At 34.5% G+C, this 19095-nt stretch carries 19 protein-coding genes; 17 read left to right on the top strand and 2 right to left on the bottom strand.

Features of this window, described 5'->3' with window-relative positions:
- The 3 genes from U5L76_03140 to U5L76_03130 all read left to right on the top strand — a co-directional run bounded on the left by U5L76_03140 (position 1) and on the right by U5L76_03130 (position 4312).
- On the top strand, positions 1-2784 hold the full coding sequence (locus tag U5L76_03140) for an ATP-dependent Clp protease ATP-binding subunit (GenBank protein ID MDZ7798591.1): 2784 nt from the start codon (positions 1-3) through the stop codon (positions 2782-2784).
- Positions 2785-2875: 91 nt separating this feature from the next.
- Positions 2876-4030, top strand: coding sequence for a hypothetical protein (locus U5L76_03135; GenBank protein ID MDZ7798590.1), 1155 nt, complete (start codon positions 2876-2878; stop codon positions 4028-4030).
- 114 nt (positions 4031-4144) lie between these two features.
- Positions 4145-4312, top strand: coding sequence for a hypothetical protein (locus U5L76_03130; protein ID MDZ7798589.1), 168 nt, complete (start codon positions 4145-4147; stop codon positions 4310-4312).
- 133 nt (positions 4313-4445) lie between these two features.
- On the opposite strand, the gene U5L76_03125 is transcribed toward U5L76_03130, so the two are convergent.
- A complete protein-coding gene (locus tag U5L76_03125) occupies positions 4446-4778 on the bottom strand; it encodes a hypothetical protein (protein ID MDZ7798588.1) in 333 nt (110 codons plus the stop codon).
- A gap of 87 nt (positions 4779-4865) precedes the next feature.
- Between U5L76_03125 and U5L76_03120 the strand changes: the two genes are divergently transcribed.
- The 4 genes from U5L76_03120 (at position 4866) to rsmI (ending at position 9300) form a co-directional block, all read left to right on the top strand.
- A complete protein-coding gene (locus U5L76_03120; protein MDZ7798587.1) occupies positions 4866-6197 on the top strand; it encodes a glycine--tRNA ligase in 1332 nt (443 codons plus the stop codon).
- Between the two features lie 2 nt (positions 6198-6199).
- Positions 6200-7474 (top strand): pitrilysin family protein, encoded by a 1275-nt coding sequence (locus tag U5L76_03115; protein ID MDZ7798586.1) that lies wholly within the window; start codon positions 6200-6202, stop codon positions 7472-7474.
- A 21-nt stretch (positions 7475-7495) separates the two neighbouring features.
- Positions 7496-8554: an AI-2E family transporter gene (locus tag U5L76_03110; GenBank protein ID MDZ7798585.1), complete on the top strand. Its 1059-nt coding sequence runs from the start codon at positions 7496-7498 to the stop codon at positions 8552-8554.
- 65 nt (positions 8555-8619) lie between these two features.
- Positions 8620-9300: a 16S rRNA (cytidine(1402)-2'-O)-methyltransferase gene (gene rsmI, locus U5L76_03105; protein MDZ7798584.1), complete on the top strand. Its 681-nt coding sequence runs from the start codon at positions 8620-8622 to the stop codon at positions 9298-9300.
- A gap of 53 nt (positions 9301-9353) precedes the next feature.
- Here the strand turns inward: rsmI and U5L76_03100 are convergent, their stop codons facing one another.
- Positions 9354-9743 (bottom strand): hypothetical protein, encoded by a 390-nt coding sequence (locus U5L76_03100; protein ID MDZ7798583.1) that lies wholly within the window; start codon positions 9741-9743, stop codon positions 9354-9356.
- A 107-nt stretch (positions 9744-9850) separates the two neighbouring features.
- On the opposite strand from U5L76_03100, the gene U5L76_03095 reads away from it, so the two are divergent.
- The 10 genes from U5L76_03095 to U5L76_03050 all read left to right on the top strand — a co-directional run bounded on the left by U5L76_03095 (position 9851) and on the right by U5L76_03050 (position 19011).
- Positions 9851-10237: a hypothetical protein gene (locus U5L76_03095; GenBank protein MDZ7798582.1), complete on the top strand. Its 387-nt coding sequence runs from the start codon at positions 9851-9853 to the stop codon at positions 10235-10237.
- 327 nt (positions 10238-10564) lie between these two features.
- A complete protein-coding gene (metG, locus tag U5L76_03090) occupies positions 10565-12019 on the top strand; it encodes a methionine--tRNA ligase (protein MDZ7798581.1) in 1455 nt (484 codons plus the stop codon).
- A 5-nt stretch (positions 12020-12024) separates the two neighbouring features.
- Entirely contained in the window at positions 12025-12528 is a 504-nt protein-coding gene (locus U5L76_03085) for a CvpA family protein (protein MDZ7798580.1), read from the top strand.
- Between the two features lie 4 nt (positions 12529-12532).
- Complete coding sequence (locus U5L76_03080; protein MDZ7798579.1) at positions 12533-13309, top strand: TatD family hydrolase; 777 nt, start codon at positions 12533-12535, stop codon at positions 13307-13309.
- Between the two features lie 123 nt (positions 13310-13432).
- Positions 13433-14485 (top strand): DNA recombination protein RmuC, encoded by a 1053-nt coding sequence (locus U5L76_03075; protein ID MDZ7798578.1) that lies wholly within the window; start codon positions 13433-13435, stop codon positions 14483-14485.
- Positions 14486-14488: 3 nt separating this feature from the next.
- A complete protein-coding gene (locus U5L76_03070) occupies positions 14489-15223 on the top strand; it encodes a protein kinase (GenBank protein MDZ7798577.1) in 735 nt (244 codons plus the stop codon).
- 71 nt (positions 15224-15294) lie between these two features.
- Complete coding sequence (locus tag U5L76_03065) at positions 15295-15570, top strand: hypothetical protein (GenBank protein ID MDZ7798576.1); 276 nt, start codon at positions 15295-15297, stop codon at positions 15568-15570.
- Positions 15571-15590: 20 nt separating this feature from the next.
- Positions 15591-15788: a hypothetical protein gene (locus tag U5L76_03060; protein MDZ7798575.1), complete on the top strand. Its 198-nt coding sequence runs from the start codon at positions 15591-15593 to the stop codon at positions 15786-15788.
- Between the two features lie 194 nt (positions 15789-15982).
- On the top strand, positions 15983-17509 hold the full coding sequence (gene guaB / locus U5L76_03055; GenBank protein MDZ7798574.1) for an IMP dehydrogenase: 1527 nt from the start codon (positions 15983-15985) through the stop codon (positions 17507-17509).
- The gene (locus tag U5L76_03050; GenBank protein MDZ7798573.1) at positions 17506-19011 is read left to right on the top strand and encodes an adenylosuccinate synthetase; all 1506 of its coding nucleotides are present in this window, start codon (positions 17506-17508) and stop codon (positions 19009-19011) included. Before guaB ends, U5L76_03050 begins: the two co-directional genes overlap by 4 nt.
- Positions 19012-19095 lie beyond the last annotated feature (84 nt).

The following is a 19095-nucleotide window of genomic DNA, read 5'->3' as shown; positions in this document are numbered from 1 at the left end:
ATGAATTCAGAAAAAAACAAAAATCAGGAAATGCAATTTATTAAATGTCCTAAATGTCAGGGACAGAGTTATTATATTGATAAAAAAGGTAAAGCGGTTCCTTGTGCTGCTTGTGACTCTTTGGGCGTGGCGGCTTATTTTAAGGGGCGTTATCTTATCTGGCAAAAAAGAATAACTCATTTGAGAATTTTAGAAGAGAAGACAGAAAAAATGGTTAGAGCTGGTATTAATGGACTTTTAATTGCTTTTGGTATTTTAGGATTATTTTTAGGTTTTTGGCAGCTCTATCAGCATGCCAGTGCTGGTTACGGTTTAACTCACCTTTTTGAAATACGTAACACTTCACTTTTAATTTTTTGGATTTCTTTACTGGTTGATATGTATATTTATTATCGTTTGGAAAGGGAAAGAACCAGAGTGCCCCATATTGAAAGAGATTTTGTAGAAAAGGTGCCTCTTCCAGAAAATCTTATAAATTTTAAAGAAGTATTAGATAATAAGAAAATAAGACAAGAAGTATCAAATTATTTAAATTCTTCAGCTATGGAAACTATTGAAAAAGCCTGGGAACTAGCTGATCGGCTGGGACACACTACTTTAGAGCCTATCCATGTTTTAGCGGCAGTTATTTCTAGCTCGGAAGTAAAGATAATTATGGCTCGCTTAGCTATGATGCCGGATCAATTAATAAAAAGAATAAAAAATGCACTAGGTAAATTACCAAAGATAAAAGGTTCAGATACTATTATTTCCCAGGATTTTAACAAGATGGTTTACCTGGCTTATCAAGAGGCTTATCAAGGCCGTCGCTCAACTATTGGAGTGCCTGATTTAATTATTGCTTTGGCCAGGACCGGTACTCTAACTCAAGAAATACTTTATGATTTGGAAATTAGTTTTGATAAGTTAAGAAATGTAGTTGAATGGATAAATATTGAGGAGAAATTAAGACATAAGTGGACTTTATTTAAAGCCAAGGCTTCGCGTAAACCAAAAAGAGGTATGAACCGGGCTATGACGGCTATTGCCACACCAGTCTTGGATCAGTTTTCACGGGACTTAACTACTTTAGCCAGCCAGGGCGCTTTACCTTTAAGTGTCGGACGTGAAAAAGAAGTCAAAGAAATTTTCAGAATTCTTGAATCAGGTAAAAATTATCCGCTTTTAGTTGGTTTTCCCGGAGTTGGTAAAACCAGTATTATTCATAATATTGCTTCGATGATGGCTTCTGAAGAAGTGCCGGAAATTTTGCGGGATAAAAGATTAGTCAGCCTTTCTGTTTCTTCACTTGTTTCCGGAGCTGGAGCTATGGGAGAGCTGGAAGAGAGGTTAAGTGCTATTATCAGTGAAGTGGTGCGTTCGGGCAATATTGTCTTATTTATTGATAATCTGCAAAATATGGTCGGAGTTTCTTCGGGTGGCGGTAAAACTATGGATATTTCAGAAATTTTGACCGAAGCTTTGCAAAAGGGATATTTTGCTGCCTTAGCTTCGACTAATCCAATAGATTATTCGCGCTATATTGAAAGACATGGCGGTATTTCCAGTATTTTCCAAAGCGTAAAAATAGAAGAGCCGGAAACTAATGAAGCTATCAAAATTTTAGAGTCAAAAGCCGGAATGATTGAAGTAAAAAATAAAGTTTTCTTTTCCTATGAGGCCTTGGAAAAAGCAGTTAAACTTTCTCAGCGTTATATCCATGACAGATATTTACCCGAGAAAGCTATTAATTTAATTCAAGAAGTGGCGGTGCATGTCAGAAAAACAAAAGGTCCTAAAAATCCAGTTAAATCAGAAGATGTAGCCAAAATTGTTTCCGAAAGAGCTAATGTTCAGGTGACAAAAATTACAGAAAAAGAAAGTGAAAAGTTGCTTAATTTAGAAAAAAGAATTCATGAGAGGATTATTAATCAAGAAGAAGCCGTTAATTCAGTTTCCGGAGCCTTAAGAAGAGCCCGGGTTGAATTGCGTGATATCCAGAGGCCGATTGCTAATTTATTATTTTTAGGCCCGACTGGTGTCGGTAAAACTGAATTGGCTAAAACTGTAGCCGAGGTTTATTTTGGTTCAGAAGAAAATATGATTAGACTGGATATGTCTGAATACCAAGATCAGTCTTCTATTAGCCGTATTTTAGGAGCGTCTCCGGGATATACTGGCTCTGGCTCGGGGGGTTATTTGACTGAAGCCGTGAGAAAAAACCCTTTTTCCTTAGTTTTATTAGATGAGTTAGAAAAATCTCATCCGGATGTTTTAAATCTATTTTTACAGCTGATGGATGACGGCCGTTTAACGGATAGTCTTGGCCGAACAGTTGATTTTACCAATATTATTTTAATAGCTACTTCTAATGCTGGCACTGAACATATTCAGAGAAGATTGGCTCAAAAAACCAGTATGGATGAGATTAAAAAAGAATTAATGGAGGAAGTACTTTTTCGTTTTTTCCGTCCGGAGTTTATTAACCGTTTTGATAATGTTATTTTATTTAAACCATTATCAATGGAACATATTGAAAAAATTGTTGGACTTTTTTTGAAAAATGTACAAAAAAGACTAACAGACAAAGGTATTACCTTGCAAGCCTCGAAAGAAGCTATTAAAGAATTGGCTAAAGAAGGCTATGATCCAATTTACGGAGCCAGACCCTTGAAGAGAAAAATTCAGGAAATAGTGGATAACGCTCTGGCTAATTATTTACTTAAGGGAGAGTTATCAAGACGCGATGTAGCTATTTTAGAGCCAGGAGGCCGAATTAAAGTGAAGAAAGCCAAACAGCTTTAATAAATTTGACTAAAAAATAATTTTTTAATAAGATAAACTATCTTTGAAAAAAAGATAGTTTTTTGTTCTTTAAAAAGAAAGGTGATATAAAATGACTTATAGTTTTTTGGGAGAAAAGGCTAGCGGGCCACTTTATGGCAGTCGTGGTCGTATAAACGGTTATTGTCTTCTTAATACTGATGTAATTTTAATAACAAAAGGAGCCTATAATGGTCAATTGGCTGTACCAAAGTGGCATCAGGTAAAGAAAAAAAAGAAAAAGCTTTATCAGTTAGTACCTTCTATTTATCTGGTGCATCGTCAGGCGGTTAATATTCTGGCTCAATATAATCTGCCTTTTTATGGCGAGAAATCAAAAATGAGAGAGGCTATTAAAATAGCCCGAGATTTGAACTTAATGATTATTGGCTTGAAAAAAGGCAATCTAGAAGAGTACGAAAAAAAACTAGCCAGTAAAGTGGACGAAATTTTTAATATTGTCGGCTTGGTGCGTAATCAAAGAAAAAGAGCCGGGCTTAAAGTAATTGAACCAGTAGCTGAGATTACCGATAGTCGAGGCCAGGTAAACCCTGGTGCTTTTCGAGCCCGGACCATAGCCGGTGTTAATCGCTTTCAGGAAAGAAAAGAAGAAATTCTTAAAATTGAAACTAAAATTGTCAGTCGCTTAACCACTTCCAAAGCTCTTTTTGATTTTACTGAGTACGTGCTGGCTTCATCTTGTCATTTTCTTGATGCTATTTATGATTATGCTCTCAATAGAGATTATCAGGTCGAAAACCAAGTAAGAAAAAGAATGGCCGGTCGGCTCTCAGCTATTATCAGTGATTTGGAAACTATTAAATTCCAACCTTTTTTGATTAATTGCCAGCTGAGTATTAAAGAGCTTCAAAAAGCCAAAGATCTTATTAGATTTGGAGATATTTTAGAAGGTATCAGGCAAATTACTTTTTCTTATAATTCTCTTAAATTAAAAAAAATTCAGGGTGAGCTTGAAGATTTGATTATGGAAATTACCTACTTAATTAATAGCCAAAGTTTTCTCAACCAAAGCAGCTTTTTTATAAAAGTACGTCTTCGAGCTATTGAAGAAGCGCTTGATTTAATTGATGAAGGAGGTTTTAAAAAGAAAAGTGTTTTGAAAGCAATGGATAAATTTCCTCAGATTTATCAGGTAATTAACAAAGGGAAATGGCTAGAAGTTAAACATACTCTTAAGCAAGTTTCAGAAATAATCACCTGGTTTTAAAATTAATTATTAAATTTATAGCCCTGCTATTAAGTGGGGTTTTTTTTATTGACTATTTTATTTTTTTAAGGTAATTTTAAATTAATTGCTATTTTTAAAAAGGAGGATTATGTAATGAGAATACCAACAAAGTTAGAAGTTTGGCGCAGTCATACTACCCCTTTTAGACGGCCTCGCAAGACAAAATTACCTTTTCAGGAAAAAGGAAAATATGATATTTTTTATATAGCAGCAATTATGGGAGTAAAAGTGTATTTGAAAAAAAGAAAACAGAATAAATAACCATCAAATTATATTAAATATTTGATGGTTTTTTCTTGATTTTAGAGCTAAAAAAAGGTATAATTGATATAGTTATTTATAAAAAAATCCCTTCGCTTTTTGGGCGAAGGGGGGTAAGATTTTAAGTAAGAGTTTATCTTTCTAGAGAAAGAGGAATAACCGTAATGACCGGAGTTTTTTCTCCGTTATTAAATTTCCTTACATCTAATCCGACAAAACGGTAGGTATTATTTTCCTCTTTTTTGGGATTTTCTACTTTTTTTATCTTTTTTTCAATACCCTGGCCGGTAATTTCTATTATTGAACCCGGTGTAAATTCAATGTTATTGGTTATATTAGTTTGGCCAATAATACCCCAGCCATCTTCTTTAGCTATTCCGGTTTTTTTACCACCGATTTTATCTCCGGACTGATGGCAAGGATCTCCAGCTAAACTAACTTTAGAAAAAATAGTAAAACAAGTCATATCTACTATACCTCCTTAAGGTATTTAAATGAATAAAGAACAATTAAACAATTTTATAACTGATAAGATTAACAAAAGAATTATATTATGTCAAGACCAAAAAATATTATGGAAAAATTAGTTTCTCTTTGTAAAACAAGAGGCTTTATTTTTCCGACGGCCGAAAAATACGGCGGACTTCAAGGTTTTTGGGATTGGGGACCTTTGGGAGTGGAGCTGAAAAACAATATTAAAAAAATGTGGTGGCAAAAATTTGTTCAGCAAAAAGATAATGTGGTTGGTTTAGACAGTGCTATTATTACTAATCCAGAAGTTTGGGAAAAGTCAGGGCATTTGAAAAATTTTAGAGATAAATTGGTTGAATGTAAAAAATGCCACCGGCGTTTCAAGGAGCCGGAACATAATATTTTAGATCATTCAGCCCCACCCTTTACATGCCCTTATTGCGGTAGCGAAGATTTAGAAAAAGCTAAGGATTTTAATACTATGTTTAAGACTTTTGTTGGGCCAGCTGAAAATTCGGCTTCGACTGCGTACTTGCGGCCAGAAACGGCCCAGAATATTTTTGTTAATTTTGAAAACGTGATGAATTCACAGCGCTTAAAACTGCCTTTTGGTATCGCCCAAATAGGTAAAGCTTTTCGTAATGAAATTACCCCAGGTAATTTCATTTTCCGCACGCGCGAGTTTGAACAAATGGAGCTGGAATATTTTATTCATCCCAAAGAAGATAAAAAATGGTTTGACTATTGGGTTAAAGAGTCTAAAAAATGGTTTTTGGACTTAGGATTAAAAAAGGAAAACCTTAAAGAACATAAGCAATCTAAAGAAGAACTGGCCCATTACGCTAAGGAAACCATTGACTTGCTTTATAACTGGCCTTTCGAAGGTTTTAGCGAATTAATTGGTATTGCTAATCGTACTGATTATGATTTAAAAGCCCATAATTTTAAATATAAAGAAGACAAAGAAGAATTTATACCCTATGTTATTGAGCCTTCTTTTGGGGTAGAGCGGCCGGCCTTAGCTTTTCTTTTGGACGCTTATGAGGAAGTGGAAGGTGGCCGGACCAAGACTACCAAAAGCACTAAGAATAAAGAAGTAGTTTTACGGCTAAACAAGCATTTGGCCCCTTATAAAGTGGCCGTGTTGCCTTTATCTAGAAAAGAGCCTTTGAAAAAATTAGCCAAAGAAATTCATCATAGTTTAAGAAAAGAATTTATGATTACTTATGATGAGTCAGCTTCCATTGGCCGTAGATACCGCCGTCAGGATGAAATTGGCACGCCTTATTGTGTGACGGTGGATTTTGATTCTTTAGATGATAAAAAAGTAACAGTGCGGGATCGTGATACCATGAAACAAGATCGGATTTTTATAAAAGAATTGCCAGATTATATTAAAGAGAAATTAGCATAAAAATGCACAAAAAAATTAAATTAAAAAACAAAGCCACTTTAATTTTAGCCCCCAAAAATGAAACTAAGGCGGTGACTGTTTTGGTTATTTTTAAAATTGGCTCGCGGTATGAATCAAAAAAGGAAAACGGCCTTTCTCATTTTATTGAGCACATGATGTTTAAGGGAACAAAAAAAAGACCAAATACTATAGATATTTCCCGAGAGCTTGATAGTGTGGGCGCCGAGTTTAATGCTTTTACTAGTAAGGATTATACGGGATATTACATAAAGATTCAGCATAAGAAAATAGAATTAGCCTTGGATATTCTTTCTGATATTTTATTTAATTCTAAATTTGAAAAAAATGAATTTGAAAAAGAAAAAGGAGTAATAATTGAAGAAATAAATATGTATAAAGACAATCCTTTGATGCATATGGAAGAATATTTTGAACAGGTAATTTATGGCTCAAGTGCTTTAGGCCGTTTTATTGCCGGTCCCAAGGAAAATATCAAGTCTTTTAAAAGAAAAGATTTAGTTAGTTTTAAAAATAAGTTTTATCATCCGAAAAATATGTCTATTGGGGTGGCTGGAAGATTTTCTGAAAAAAAGATAAAAAGTCTGGCTGAAAAATACTTTTCCAGCAAAAATAAAAAGCCTTTAAGTAAATTTAAAAAGTATAGGCACCAACAAAAAAAACGCCGGGTTAAAATAAATTACAAAGAAACAGACCAAGTTCAAATGGCTTTAGGTTTTCCTGCTTTTTCTTATTTTCACAAAGATATTTATGTGCTTTATCTTTTAGGTATTATTTTAGGTGGTTCAATGAGCTCTCGTTTATTTATAAATATTCGGGAAAGAAAAGGCCTTTGTTATTTTATCAGATCCACGCCTAATATTTATGAGGATACCGGCAATCTTTTTATCCAGGCTGGCTTGGATAAGCGAAGAATTTTCCAGGCGCTGAAACTTATTTGGCAGGAACTAAAAAACCTGAAGTACAAAGGAGTTAAATCCAAAGAATTGAAAAAGGCCAAAGAATTTTTAAAAGGAAAAATGATACTCTCTATGGAAGACTCTAGCCAGATAGCCTCTTATTTTACCAAGCAGTTTGTTCTAACTGGTAAGGTTGAAAGTCCGGAGGAAAAAATTAAAAAGATAGAAAAAGTTAAAACTAGTGATATAAAAAGAGTGGTTGGAAAAATAATAAAGAAGAAACGCTTAAATTTGGCTATTATTGGACCTTTTAGAGATAAGGCAAAATTTGAAAAATTTATTGACCAAAAGCTTAAATAATTTTATAATATAGATAAGTTTATGCCGGAAATAACAAACAAAAAAGTAGATATTTCCATGAAAAGCCTGATAAAGATTATCCTGGTTATTTTAGCCTTGCTTTTCATTTTTTATGTGCGTGATGTTATTATTATTGTTTTTGTTTCGGCTGTTATTGCCACGGCTATTAACCCCTGGGTGGATAAATTTCAGAAAAAGGGAGTGCCCCGAATTTTAAGTATTATTATTATATATACTATTATTTTTGGCTTAGTCAGTTTGGCTATTGCCTTGATTATTCCGGCTATGACTAATCAAATTGCTCAGTTTTCCCAGAATTTTCCCGCCATTTATGATAAAATTTCCAACAGCTTAACTAGTGGGGGAGAGCAAAGCCAGCAATTGGCTGAAACTATTCAGCAGGGCTTGCAATCAACTATTTCCGCCTTGGGGAATATTACTAATAGTATATTTGCTGGTCTTTCGGGTATTTTTGGCGGACTTTTTTCTTTGATTGGAATTTTAGTTTTAACCTTTTATATTACTTTAATTGAAGATGGATTAAATAAATTTATTCAAGCTGTTTCGCCGTCTCATTATCAGCCTTATTTAATGCAGTTGCTCAGCCGTATTCAAGTTCGTCTTTCTAAGTGGGTAAAAGGGCAGCTGATATTAAGTTTGATTATTGGGGTGGCTTCTTTTATTGGTTTAGTAATTCTAGGTATTCCTTATGCTTTGGTTTTAGGCCTAATCGCTGGTTTGACTGAGTTTATTCCTTATGCCGGGCCAATCATTGGAGCGGTGCCGGCTGTTTTAATTGCCTTGACTATTTCACCCTGGAAAGCCCTTTTTGTTATTATTTTGTATATAATTATTCAGCAGCTTGAAAATAATTTGCTGGTACCTAAAATAATGCAAAGAACCACCGGTTTAAACCCAATTGTGATCATTATTGTGATGCTCCTTGGCGCCAGACTGATGGGTATTTTAGGAGTAATACTGGCTATTCCGATTACTATTATCGGCGATGAATTTATTAAGGATTTTTACAAAGAAAAAAAGAAAAAAGATGAATCTCTGGAACCAGATGAAATTGGCTAAATATTATTTAAATAAAAAAATCCCAGCTTTTAATTAATTTGGGTTATTATTTATTAATTTTTAAAATGACTAAACTTTATATAGTTTCGACACCCATTGGTAATTTAAAAGATATTTCCAGACGGGCTTTGTTAGTTTTTAAAAAAGTTGATTTTATAATTTGTGAGGATACGCGTCATACTTTAAAGCTGCTTAACTATTATGATATTAAAAAACCGCTGGTTAGCTATCATCAGCATTCAAAAATAGGAAAGATTGATAAAATAATTGAGAAATTATCTTCTGGCCAGTCAGCCGCTTTGGTTTCTGACGCCGGTACGCCGGGTATAGCTGATCCGGGAGGAAAATTACTGGAAGAAATATATAATAAGTTAGAAGATAAAGTTAAAGTCTTAACGGTGCCGGGTTCTTCAGCGCTAACAGCGGCTGTTTCAATTTCCGGCCTACCTAGTGATCATTTTGAGTTTTTAGGGTTTTTACCCCATAAAAAAGGCCGGCAAAAACTTTTTAAAGAAATAGCACAATCTGATCATACCATAATTTTCTTTGAATCACCTTATCGTATTTTAAAAACCTTAAAAAGTTTATCAAAATATTTAGATAAAAAAAGAAAAGTGGTGGTAGCCCGGGAAATGACAAAAATTCACGAGGAAGTTATTCGGGGTGATATAGATTATGTTTATAATTACTTTGAAAATAATAAAGATAAGGTTAAAGGAGAGTTTGTGGTTTTGATTGCGGCTTAATAAAAAAAAGCCTCTGCCATAAGACAGAAGGCTTTTCTCAAGGTTCTATGAATTTACTGAGTTTTGTGCTTTTGGCTTTTAGTTCTTTTAGCCATTTCCTTGGCCACAATTCTTTTTTCTCGAGCCAACTTGTGCAAAAAATCATTATTTCTTTTGTGATCAGGCCAGAAACCTAATTTATTAAAAGAGATTTTTACGCCCGGTGGTACTATGTCCCTTTCACAGATTCTTATAATAAATTGAAGATTTGAGATTGAGAGTCTATGATGAAGTGAGCCGATATGAAACCAAATAGCTTTTTTAGCTTCATATAAGTTTAAACCCTCAGTAAAGATTGAGCCCTCAGGGCAATTAATAAAAAATTTGTGCAGTGATAACTTATCATGTACTTGTGTAAAGAAGTTCATAATATCGAGTGTTGATCTATCTTTATCCACGATCATTCCCTTTCTGCTGAGATAATAATAAAAAGAACTAATAGCTGATTTTAACCAAGTATACTATCATGATATATAACTTTGTCAAGGGGTGTCAAAAATAAATTAAATTTATGAAAAAGGGTTATTTAATATTTTTAATTTTAATAATATTTTTATTTGGTCTATTTTGGACTATTTTTTGGTATTTATCACAGCGAAGTTCTTCAGAAGAAGCAGTATACAGAGGAGAAAATATACATGATTGTGTTAAAGATGAAGATTGTTTGCCAGTTAGTACAAGTTGGTGTCGATATATTTATGCTATTAATAAAAATTGGTATGGAGAATGGAAAGAACGAGATCAGCAAAGTTATGTTGAAAAAAAACAAGAACGTCGATTATGTCAGGGTTTAGCACCTTGGGAAAAGTTAGAATATGCCACAGCTTTTTGTCAAGATAGAAAATGTCAAATAAAATATGATGAAGATATAATTAACGAATTTAATAAAAATAAATAAATATATGACTACCAAGAAACACTTAGCTTCAATTACCATTCTTGTTGAATTAAAAATTCTTAAATACATGTAGGAGAAGTTTAGAATATATTAAATGATCATGGTAAAATAATTATAGGCAGAACGGGATTAGACCTAGTTGTAGATGTTTAGCTTATGATGATGGAATTATCGATAAGTCAAATATTATGACTGATTAAATAAAAAATAGATTCTATATTACCACGCCCATTTATTATGTGAATGACAAGCCTCACCCTTCGGCGATTTGACTTTGCTCACTGCAGGCGGAGCTCAGGTCGAGGTTAAATTAAATAGGATAAATTTATGAAAAAGAGAAATAAGTTTTATATTACTACGCCCATTTATTATGTGAACGATAAACCTCACATTGGTCATGCTTATACTACTTTGGCGGCTGATATACTGGCTCGTTATTATAGAGATAAATTAGGCGAAGAAAATGTCTTTTTTTTAACCGGGACAGATGAACATGGCACTAAAGTTGCTGAAAGTGCTCTGAAAGAAGATAAAACACCTCAGGAATTTGCTGATGAAGTAGCCAGTCTTTTTAAAAAAACTTGGAAAAATTTAAATATTGATTATAATGATTTTGCCCGTACTACTGATAAAAAGCACGAAGAATCAGTGGATATATTTATGAAAAAATTAAAAGAGGCTGGGGCGGTTTATGAAAAAGAATACGAAGGACTTTATTGTCCGGGTTGTGAAAAGTTTATTACCAAAAAAGAACTGGTTAACGGTAAATGTCCCGATCATAACCGAAAACCGGATAAGGTTAAAGAAAAAAATTATTTTTTCAAACTTTCAAAATACGCGGATCAGGTTAAAGAAAAAATAGAAAAAGGCGAGATGAAAATTAAGCCCGAAGGGCGCAAAAATGAAATTATATCTTTAATTGATCAGGGTCTGGAGGATTTTTCTATCTCTCGGGAAAAAGTTAAGTGGGGTCTTGCCTTGCCTTTTGATAAAAAGCAAACCGTTTATGTCTGGGTAGAGGCCTTGCAAAATTATATTTCTTTTATTGGCTATGGCCATGATGAAAAAAAGTTCAAGAAATGGTGGCCGGCTGATGTTCATTTGATGGCCAAGGATATTCTTAAATTTCACGCCCTTTTTTGGCCGGCGCTTTTAATAGCTACTGGTGAAGAAGTGCCACATGAACAGTTTGTCCATGGCTTTTTTACCATTAATGGCCAGAAAATGAGTAAGACTCTGGGTAATGTTATTGATCCGAATGAAATGGTAAAAAAATACGGAGTAGATGCTACCCGCTATTTACTGATTTCCCAGTTTCCTTTTGGCTCTGACGGAGATATGGATGAGAAAAGATTTCATGATAAATACAACGCTGATCTGGCCAATAACCTGGGTAATCTGGTTAACCGTGTAACTAACATGATAGAAAAGTATTGTAAAGGAAAAATACCCGAGTTTGTTAAATCGCCTCGCTCTTTAGAAAAAGTGACAAAATTAATAGAAGATTACTCTTTTGACCAGGCGCTTTTGGAAATAATGAAAACAGTAACCTGGGCTAACCAGCAGATAGATAAAAATGAACCTTGGCAACTAGCCAAAAGTGATGAGAAAAAAGATGAAGAAAATTTGAATAAGCTTTTAAGCTCTCTAGCTAGTCTTCTTTGTCATATAGCTAAAGCTTTAAAACCCTTTATGCCCAATACTTCGGCCAAGATTACTAATTTAATAGTTTGTGATAAAATAACTAAGTCGGAAGCTTTGTTCCCGAGAATTAAAGAATAAATATTATGAAATTTTTTGATCTAGCTATTTTAATAATTTTCTTTGGCTTTTGCTGGTTTGGTTTTTGGCGGGGCTTAGTTCAGACCTTAGGCTCGATTGTTGGCATTTTTTTAGGAGCTATATTGGCTTCCCGCTGGTATGACCAGGTAATACCAATGCTGGGTATGAATGAAACTCCAGCTACCCGGATTATTGTATTTATTTTACTTTTTATTTTGATTGTTAAACTGACCGGGCTTTTATTTCAAATAATTCACAAAGCTTTTAATATTGCCGCTTTTTTACCGGGACTAAAATCTTTAAACCGGATAACCGGTCTAATTTTAGGAGCTATTGAAGGTGCTTTATTTTTAGGAATAGTATTAAATTTTATTAAAAATGCTTCTACCGGCACTATTTTTGAAGATACTTTTGCCACTTCGTCTTTAGTGGGATTTTTTGTTGCTTTTGCTAGCTGGATAGTGCCTCTTTTTCCCAAAGCTTTAAGAAAAGTTAATGACTTAATGTAAAAATATGCTTATTGATACCCATTGCCATATAAATTTTGAAGCCTTTAACAAAGACTACCAAAAAGTAGTTGATGAAGCTATGGCTAAAAATATGAAATTGATAACCGTCGGTTCACAAATTGAAACTAGCCGTCAGGCTCTAAGCATTGCCCATCAATATGAAAATGTTTTTGCTTCGGTCGGGCTACACCCGACTCATTTAACCGACGAAGAATTTATTAGGGAAGAATATTTAGAGCTGGCCAAAGACAGCAAGGCAGTGGCTATTGGAGAAACCGGCCTTGATTATTATCAGCTTTGGGCGGATACTCCGGAAGAAGAAAATGAGATTAAAGAAAACCAAAAAGAACTACTGAAAAAACAAATTATTATTTCTCAAGAGCTAAGAAAACCTCTAATTTTACACTGCCGTGATGCCTATAATGATTTACTTAACGTTTTAAAAAAAGAAAAAGATTTAAAGGCAGTGGTTCATTGTTATTTGGGTAATATGAAATTTGCCCAGAATTTTTTAGATTTGGGTTTATATTTAGGATTTACCGGTATTATTACTTTTAGTGATGATAAAGAGTTAATAAAAGTGATTGAAAAAATGCCCTTGGAAAGAATGTTTATCGAAACTGACGCGCCTTATTTATCGCCAGAGCCTTATCGGGGGCAACGTTGTCGGCCGGTTTATGTGGAAGAAGTAGCCAAAAAAATAGCTGAAATTAGAGGTATTAGTTACCAAAAAGTAGCCAGCCAAACTACCAAAAATGCTGAAGAATTTTTTAGAATATAAAATTAGTTAAATAGTTTTCGCCAGAGGCGAATCAGCCTTTGGCTGAAATTAGTTAATTGGTGACTTAGGGGAGTTGATTCTTTATTTATTTTGTAATATAATAATGTGATAAATTAAATTAATATGGAAACAATATATATAATAATCAGTATCTTTATAGTGGGAGTTAGTTTGGCAGGTTTTGTTTATTATTTGTTAAATAAACGCCTCAATAAGGTTAGTCAACTGGACAAAGACAGCCAGTCTTTAGTTATGCTGCAGAATCAAATCAATGAAATCAACAAAACTCTTGACACCAAACTAACGGAATCAACTAAAATGTTTGCCTCGCAAAGAAGTCAAGACGCGCAGATTATCCGTGAAGTGACCGAAAAATTAACTAAATTGGATGAGACCAATAAACAGGTTTTAAATTTTTCTGACCAGCTTAAGTCTTTGCAGGATATTTTGAAAAATCCCAAACAAAGAGGAGTTTTAGGCGAATATTATCTGGAAACAGTTTTAAAGAATGTTCTGCCACCAGCTAGCTTCCAGATGCAATACAAATTTAAAAATGGGGAAATCGTAGACGCTGTTATTTTTGTTAAAGATAAAATTATCCCGGTTGATTCCAAGTTTTCTCTGGAAAATTATAATAAAATCGTTGAGGAGCATGATGAGACGCGAAGAAAAGAGCTAGAAAAATTATTTAAACAAGATTTAAAAAACCGTATTGATGAAACCTCTAAGTATGTCCGTCCGGATGAAAAGACTTATGATTTTGCTTTTATGTTTATTCCTTCCGAAGCCATTTATTATGATTTATTGGTTAATAAAATAGGGGCGGTCAAAATTTCCACCCGTGACCTAATTGAATATGCCTTTAAAGATAAGCATGTTATTGTAGTTTCACCGACTACTTTTATGGCCTATTTACAAATGGTACTTCAAGGGTTGAGGGCTTTACAAATTGAAGAATCTACCAAGGAAATTCGTAAAAACGTGGAAAAATTAGGCAAGCATATTCTTAATTTTGATAGTTATATGCAAAAATTAGGTAATCAATTAGGCACAGCGGTTAATAGTTATAATCAAACTAGTAAAGAATTTAAAAAAATTGATAAAGATATTTTAAAAATAACCGGCGAGGGAGGGGAAATTGAGCCACTGGAAATTGATAAACCCAAGGAAGAATAAAATATGAGAGTAGAAGTCTCCGAACATATACCTGATGAAATAAAAAAAGCATTGAATATTGAAACTGAAGAGCTAAAAGAAATATTTGCTCGTGAGGCTATTAAGTTTTTGAAAGAAAAATATGAAAAAGAAGAAAAACTAGGCAGGGGTAATATTGGGGAAGTTTGGTATGCATCAGCGAAGAGATTTGGGTGTAATGTTTGTGTAAAAAATAATTATCGTCCTGAAGTCTCAATGAATTCTTTGGAGAAGGAATACTATATACAAACAGATTTTTATGAAGCTGGCGGTCGCACTCCTTTGCCATTTATGTATATTGAAGGGGATGGTGATGATAATCTAGAAAAATTAATGGTTATGGAAACTGTTGACGGGTCTAATTTTGAAGAATATATAGATAGATTAAAGGATAAAGATGAAAAAATAAAAAAAGAAGATTTTGATAATATTATTGAAGACCTGAAAAAACAAATTAAAATTGCTCATCAAGCCGGAGTTTATCACAGGGACTTGGATTTTAAAAATGTAATGATTGATTCAGAGAATAAAGTTTATTTAATTGATTTTGGAGAATCAAAAAAAACCCGTTTATCTGGTGATGAGGATGAAATTTATACTCAAGAAGTTATAAGAAATGGCCAAAGAATAACTGAAAAATTACCCAAAGATGACGATTTTATTAGAAAATTAAAGATAAAATTTAATCAAGAGGGCTTAATTGAAAGAAACTTGACATAATTATTATATTATGCTAAGCTAGATTGAAATATTGTGCCCTTTATCATTTATAGTTATGGAGGAAATTGAAAATGGCTAAATTAAATGTAGGTAAAAAAATAGTAGATGCGGCAAAAAAAGCCGTATTAGAGGACCCGGTTCGGGAAACTGATATTTTAAAAGTTTTTTCTTTGTCCAAATTCGAAAGGATATTTGAAAAGATGTCTCTTATTCTTCTAAAGAAAAAGATTAAAATATCAAAATCAGATATTCCCGGTAATACATTATTTATACCGGTTATTATAAATGACCATCAGTGTTTTATTACTGATAGCCAATCGGCCAATGATTTCAACCCCAAGATTTGATTCTTGGGGTTTCTTTTTTTATGGATCAAAAACAATACCAAAAAGTTAAGGATAAAGTGCTTTATCAAGGGGAAGTGCATAATCCAATTAAAGAGAATCTAAAAAAGGGATTTAAATTTTTTAAATTATTTTGGGCTATTATTTTATTAATTATTGTTATTGTATTGCTTTATTTTTTTGGGGATGATTTGGGTATTGAGTTATGGGGGAGGGGGTAGATATTAAGATACTAAGTGATCGAGATATTAAGTAATTTAGCCTTGAAAAAGGCTTTTTTTTGTTGATCCGAATAAATTTCAAAGAAATTTTGACGAGTTGACAAATAATTTAAATATTGGTAAAGTAAGGAACAATATTTTTTAAGTTAGTTCTTTGAAAAAAAGTGTTTTACACAATAAGGAGGTAGACTGCTATGAGTAGAGATGTGAGAAGAGTGACAAAAGAATATATTAAAGGTAAAGTTATTGATCCAGTAAGGACGTCTTTAACCTTTGATGATCTTACTCTTTATCCGGATTTTTCTAGGGTAGGACCGAAGGAAATTAATACTGAAACATTATTAACTAAAGGTGGTGAGAATAAAAAAGAAATTAAGCTTAAGATTCCGTTGGTTTCAGCAGCCATGGATACAGTAACAGAAAAAGAATTAGCTATTGCTTTGGCTCTAGCTGGTGGTATCGGCATAATTCATAAAAATCTTAGACTGGAGGAACAGGCCAGCCAGGTTAAATCAGTAAAGCGCTGGATGAATTCGGTAATTTCTGACCCCATTTATACTAATAAAGAAGTTTCTGTGGGAGAAGTTAAAGAGGTTATGAAAAGTAAGAAAATTTCCGGACTGCCGGTTCTTGATAAAAATGATAATCTCTGCGGCATTATTACCAACCGGGATGTTTCCAGCTGTAAAAATGATAATCTTAAGGTTAAAGAGGTTATGACCAGTCAAGTTATTTGTGCTGGTGAAGAAATGAAAGAAGAAGAAGCCCAGAAGATTATGCTGGAAAACCGAGTGGAAAAACTGCCTATTAAGACTAAAGATGGAAAACTAGCTGGCATGTTTACCGCGGTAGACATTAAAAAAAGGCAGCAGCATCCAGAGGCCGTTTTAGATGAAAACAAACGGCTTTTAGTCGGAGCGGCAGTAGGCGATATTTGGCATAAACACAAAGCAAGAGTTGAGGCTTTGGTTGAAGCTGGTGTTGATGTTATTGTCATAGACACAGCTCATGGCCATACAGTTAACATGAAAAATATGTTAACAAAGATGGCTGAATTTTACCCAAAAATACCAGTGATTGCCGGTAATATTAGCACTCCCGAAGCAGTTAAGGATTTAGTTAAATGGGGAGCTGACGCTATAAAAGTAGGTCAGGGTCCCAGTGCTATTTGTACCACAAGAGTGGTAGCTGGTATTGGCATACCGCAGATGACGGCTATTATGGAAGCAGTAGCAGTAGCTGGAGAAGTTCCAGTTATTGCTGATGGCGGTATTAAGTATTCAGGTGATATTGTCAAAGCTATTGCTGGCGGTGCTAGTAGTGTTATGATTGGCAGCTTATTTTCTGGCACTGATGAAGCTCCTGGTGAGATAATTTATCATCAGGGTAAGAGTTATAAGATCTATCGTGGCATGGGTTCCTCTGGAGCTATGAAAGAAGGTTCAGCTGAAAGATATCGTCAGGAAGGACAACCGGAACATAAATTTGTAGCCGAGGGGATTGAGGGTAATATTTCTTATGCAGGAACTATGGCTAGTGTAGTTTATCAGCTAATTGGCGGTCTTAGATCCGGTATGGGTTATTGCGGATGCGAAATAATTAAAGAGCTAAAAGAAAAGGCTCGTTTCAGAATAGTTACTGGTTCAGGCCTGCGTGAAAGTCATCCGCATGATATTAATATTATCCGAGAAGAAGAAAATTACCGGGGAGGTGTAAGATGAAGCAGCGTAGTGCTGAAGAATATCTTAATTGGCTCTGGTTTAAGCATGACAGCCGTCCTTTTACAGTTTTGGCTGGTGATCAATTTGGAGATAATGGTAAAGGAGCGGTTGAATCAGCTATCATTGATTTTTTCGAAGCTGTGGTCAGAGTTTCCGGCGGAGCTAATACCGGTCGAACAAGGTATGTCAGAGGAAAAGATAATAAACTTCATAAACTGGTTTTTCATCAAGTTCCCACTGGCTGGGCTGACGGAAAAATTGCCATAATTGGAGATCGTGTTCTGACAGATTTAGAAAGACTGATTAGTGAAATAAGCGGAATTTTGAGTGTTTGTCAAACACCAAAGCAGCCGCTTTACATTAGCCGTAAAGCCCCGGTTCATCTGGCTATTCACCGTCTCTGTGAAATGTGGATTGAGCATATTAAGGGCAAACACGGAGTTAAACCAACCGGACGAGGAATCGGTCCCATGTCGGCGTTTAGCTGTCTAAAGCTTAATTTGTTGATAGGACATCTTTTTGAGTCGGATCTTGTTTCCCGCTATGTTAAAGAGGCTTATAGGTTTATGGAGCCAATAATAAAAGCTATGGATAATCAGGGATTGATCAGAAAGGAAGATTATAAGGCTCAAGAAGAGATTGAACGGCTAATAGATCAGGGAAAAAGAATTAAAGAGTATGTAGTTGATACGGCTCCGATTATTCATGACCTGGCTGAAAAGAAAAAGCCAACCCTTTTTGGTCTGACTCAGGGCTTTGGCATTCATTTTTCTGGCACTTACCCTTGGTCTTCTTCCACGGAAACTATTTCTGCGGCCGCTGCTTACTGCCCCGGAGTACCGATGAAGTATTTTGGCCCTTCAATAATGGTTACTAAACTTTTACCAACCAGAGTTGGGGCTGGACCTTTTCCTACGGGCTTATGGGATCGCCAGGAAGCTGAGAATTTTTCCCTTGAGCATCCAGAGCTTTTTTCTGGACTGGACGAGTGTGACCAGAATGAAAGAGAAATTTTTCTTTCGCGGTTGAAAGAAAAGATAAATTCTGATCAGGCCAGTGACCAAGAAATAGCGCAATACTTTATGGCTTTAGGTAATGAATTGGGAGCGACAACACATCGGGGAAGAGAAGTTGGCTATCCGGATCTTCATCTGACTAGATGTGCTGCTAAGACTAACGGAGCTGACAGTATTGTTCTTACTCGGCTTGATTTGCTTTCCGGGTTGAAAATAAAACTACCGCTTTGTCTCGGCTACAAAATCCGTGATCGTCAGGTGCCTGATCTAGTTTTTCCAACCCCGGCTGAATTGCTCTATAGGGCGGAAACTATTAATACTTCTTTTGAAATGGATTTTAGTGGTGTTTCACTGGCTGGGCTTGAAAAAGAAGAAGAGCTGCCGCCTGATCTCTGTCAATTGATAAATTTCATGGAGAAATTTATCGGCAGTCCTTTAAGTCTTTCTTTTTCGCCTGGACCTAAAGGCAAGATTTTTCGGTATTAAAAATACTTTTAACTTTAACCACCCCTGTTTTTCTGAACAGGGGTTTTTTATTAATAAAAACTTCATGATATAATTTAATTATAT

The sequence above is a fragment of the Patescibacteria group bacterium genome (assembly GCA_034520665.1).
In the GTDB taxonomy this organism is placed as follows: Bacteria; Patescibacteriota; Patescibacteriia; order JAXHNJ01; family JAXHNJ01; genus JAXHNJ01.
Note: the sequence above shows the minus strand (reverse complement) of the source record. Positions and strands in the feature narration are given on the sequence as shown.

Excerpts from the sequence above, each read along its gene's own strand:
- U5L76_03140 (MDZ7798591.1), top strand. The coding sequence starts at position 1 with ATGAATTCAGAAAAAAACAAAAATCAGGAAATGCAATTTATTAAATGT.
- U5L76_03135 (MDZ7798590.1), top strand. The coding sequence starts at position 2,876 with ATGACTTATAGTTTTTTGGGAGAAAAGGCTAGCGGGCCACTTTATGGC.
- U5L76_03130 (MDZ7798589.1), top strand. The coding sequence starts at position 4,145 with ATGAGAATACCAACAAAGTTAGAAGTTTGGCGCAGTCATACTACCCCT.
- U5L76_03125 (MDZ7798588.1), bottom strand. The coding sequence starts at position 4,778 with ATGACTTGTTTTACTATTTTTTCTAAAGTTAGTTTAGCTGGAGATCCT.
- U5L76_03120 (MDZ7798587.1), top strand. The coding sequence starts at position 4,866 with ATGTCAAGACCAAAAAATATTATGGAAAAATTAGTTTCTCTTTGTAAA.
- U5L76_03115 (MDZ7798586.1), top strand. The coding sequence starts at position 6,200 with ATGCACAAAAAAATTAAATTAAAAAACAAAGCCACTTTAATTTTAGCC.
- U5L76_03110 (MDZ7798585.1), top strand. The coding sequence starts at position 7,496 with ATGCCGGAAATAACAAACAAAAAAGTAGATATTTCCATGAAAAGCCTG.
- rsmI (MDZ7798584.1), top strand. The coding sequence starts at position 8,620 with ATGACTAAACTTTATATAGTTTCGACACCCATTGGTAATTTAAAAGAT.
- U5L76_03100 (MDZ7798583.1), bottom strand. The coding sequence starts at position 9,743 with ATGATCGTGGATAAAGATAGATCAACACTCGATATTATGAACTTCTTT.
- U5L76_03095 (MDZ7798582.1), top strand. The coding sequence starts at position 9,851 with ATGAAAAAGGGTTATTTAATATTTTTAATTTTAATAATATTTTTATTT.
- metG (MDZ7798581.1), top strand. The coding sequence starts at position 10,565 with ATGAAAAAGAGAAATAAGTTTTATATTACTACGCCCATTTATTATGTG.
- U5L76_03085 (MDZ7798580.1), top strand. The coding sequence starts at position 12,025 with ATGAAATTTTTTGATCTAGCTATTTTAATAATTTTCTTTGGCTTTTGC.
- U5L76_03080 (MDZ7798579.1), top strand. The coding sequence starts at position 12,533 with ATGCTTATTGATACCCATTGCCATATAAATTTTGAAGCCTTTAACAAA.
- U5L76_03075 (MDZ7798578.1), top strand. The coding sequence starts at position 13,433 with ATGGAAACAATATATATAATAATCAGTATCTTTATAGTGGGAGTTAGT.
- U5L76_03070 (MDZ7798577.1), top strand. The coding sequence starts at position 14,489 with ATGAGAGTAGAAGTCTCCGAACATATACCTGATGAAATAAAAAAAGCA.
- U5L76_03065 (MDZ7798576.1), top strand. The coding sequence starts at position 15,295 with ATGGCTAAATTAAATGTAGGTAAAAAAATAGTAGATGCGGCAAAAAAA.
- U5L76_03060 (MDZ7798575.1), top strand. The coding sequence starts at position 15,591 with ATGGATCAAAAACAATACCAAAAAGTTAAGGATAAAGTGCTTTATCAA.
- guaB (MDZ7798574.1), top strand. The coding sequence starts at position 15,983 with ATGAGTAGAGATGTGAGAAGAGTGACAAAAGAATATATTAAAGGTAAA.
- U5L76_03050 (MDZ7798573.1), top strand. The coding sequence starts at position 17,506 with ATGAAGCAGCGTAGTGCTGAAGAATATCTTAATTGGCTCTGGTTTAAG.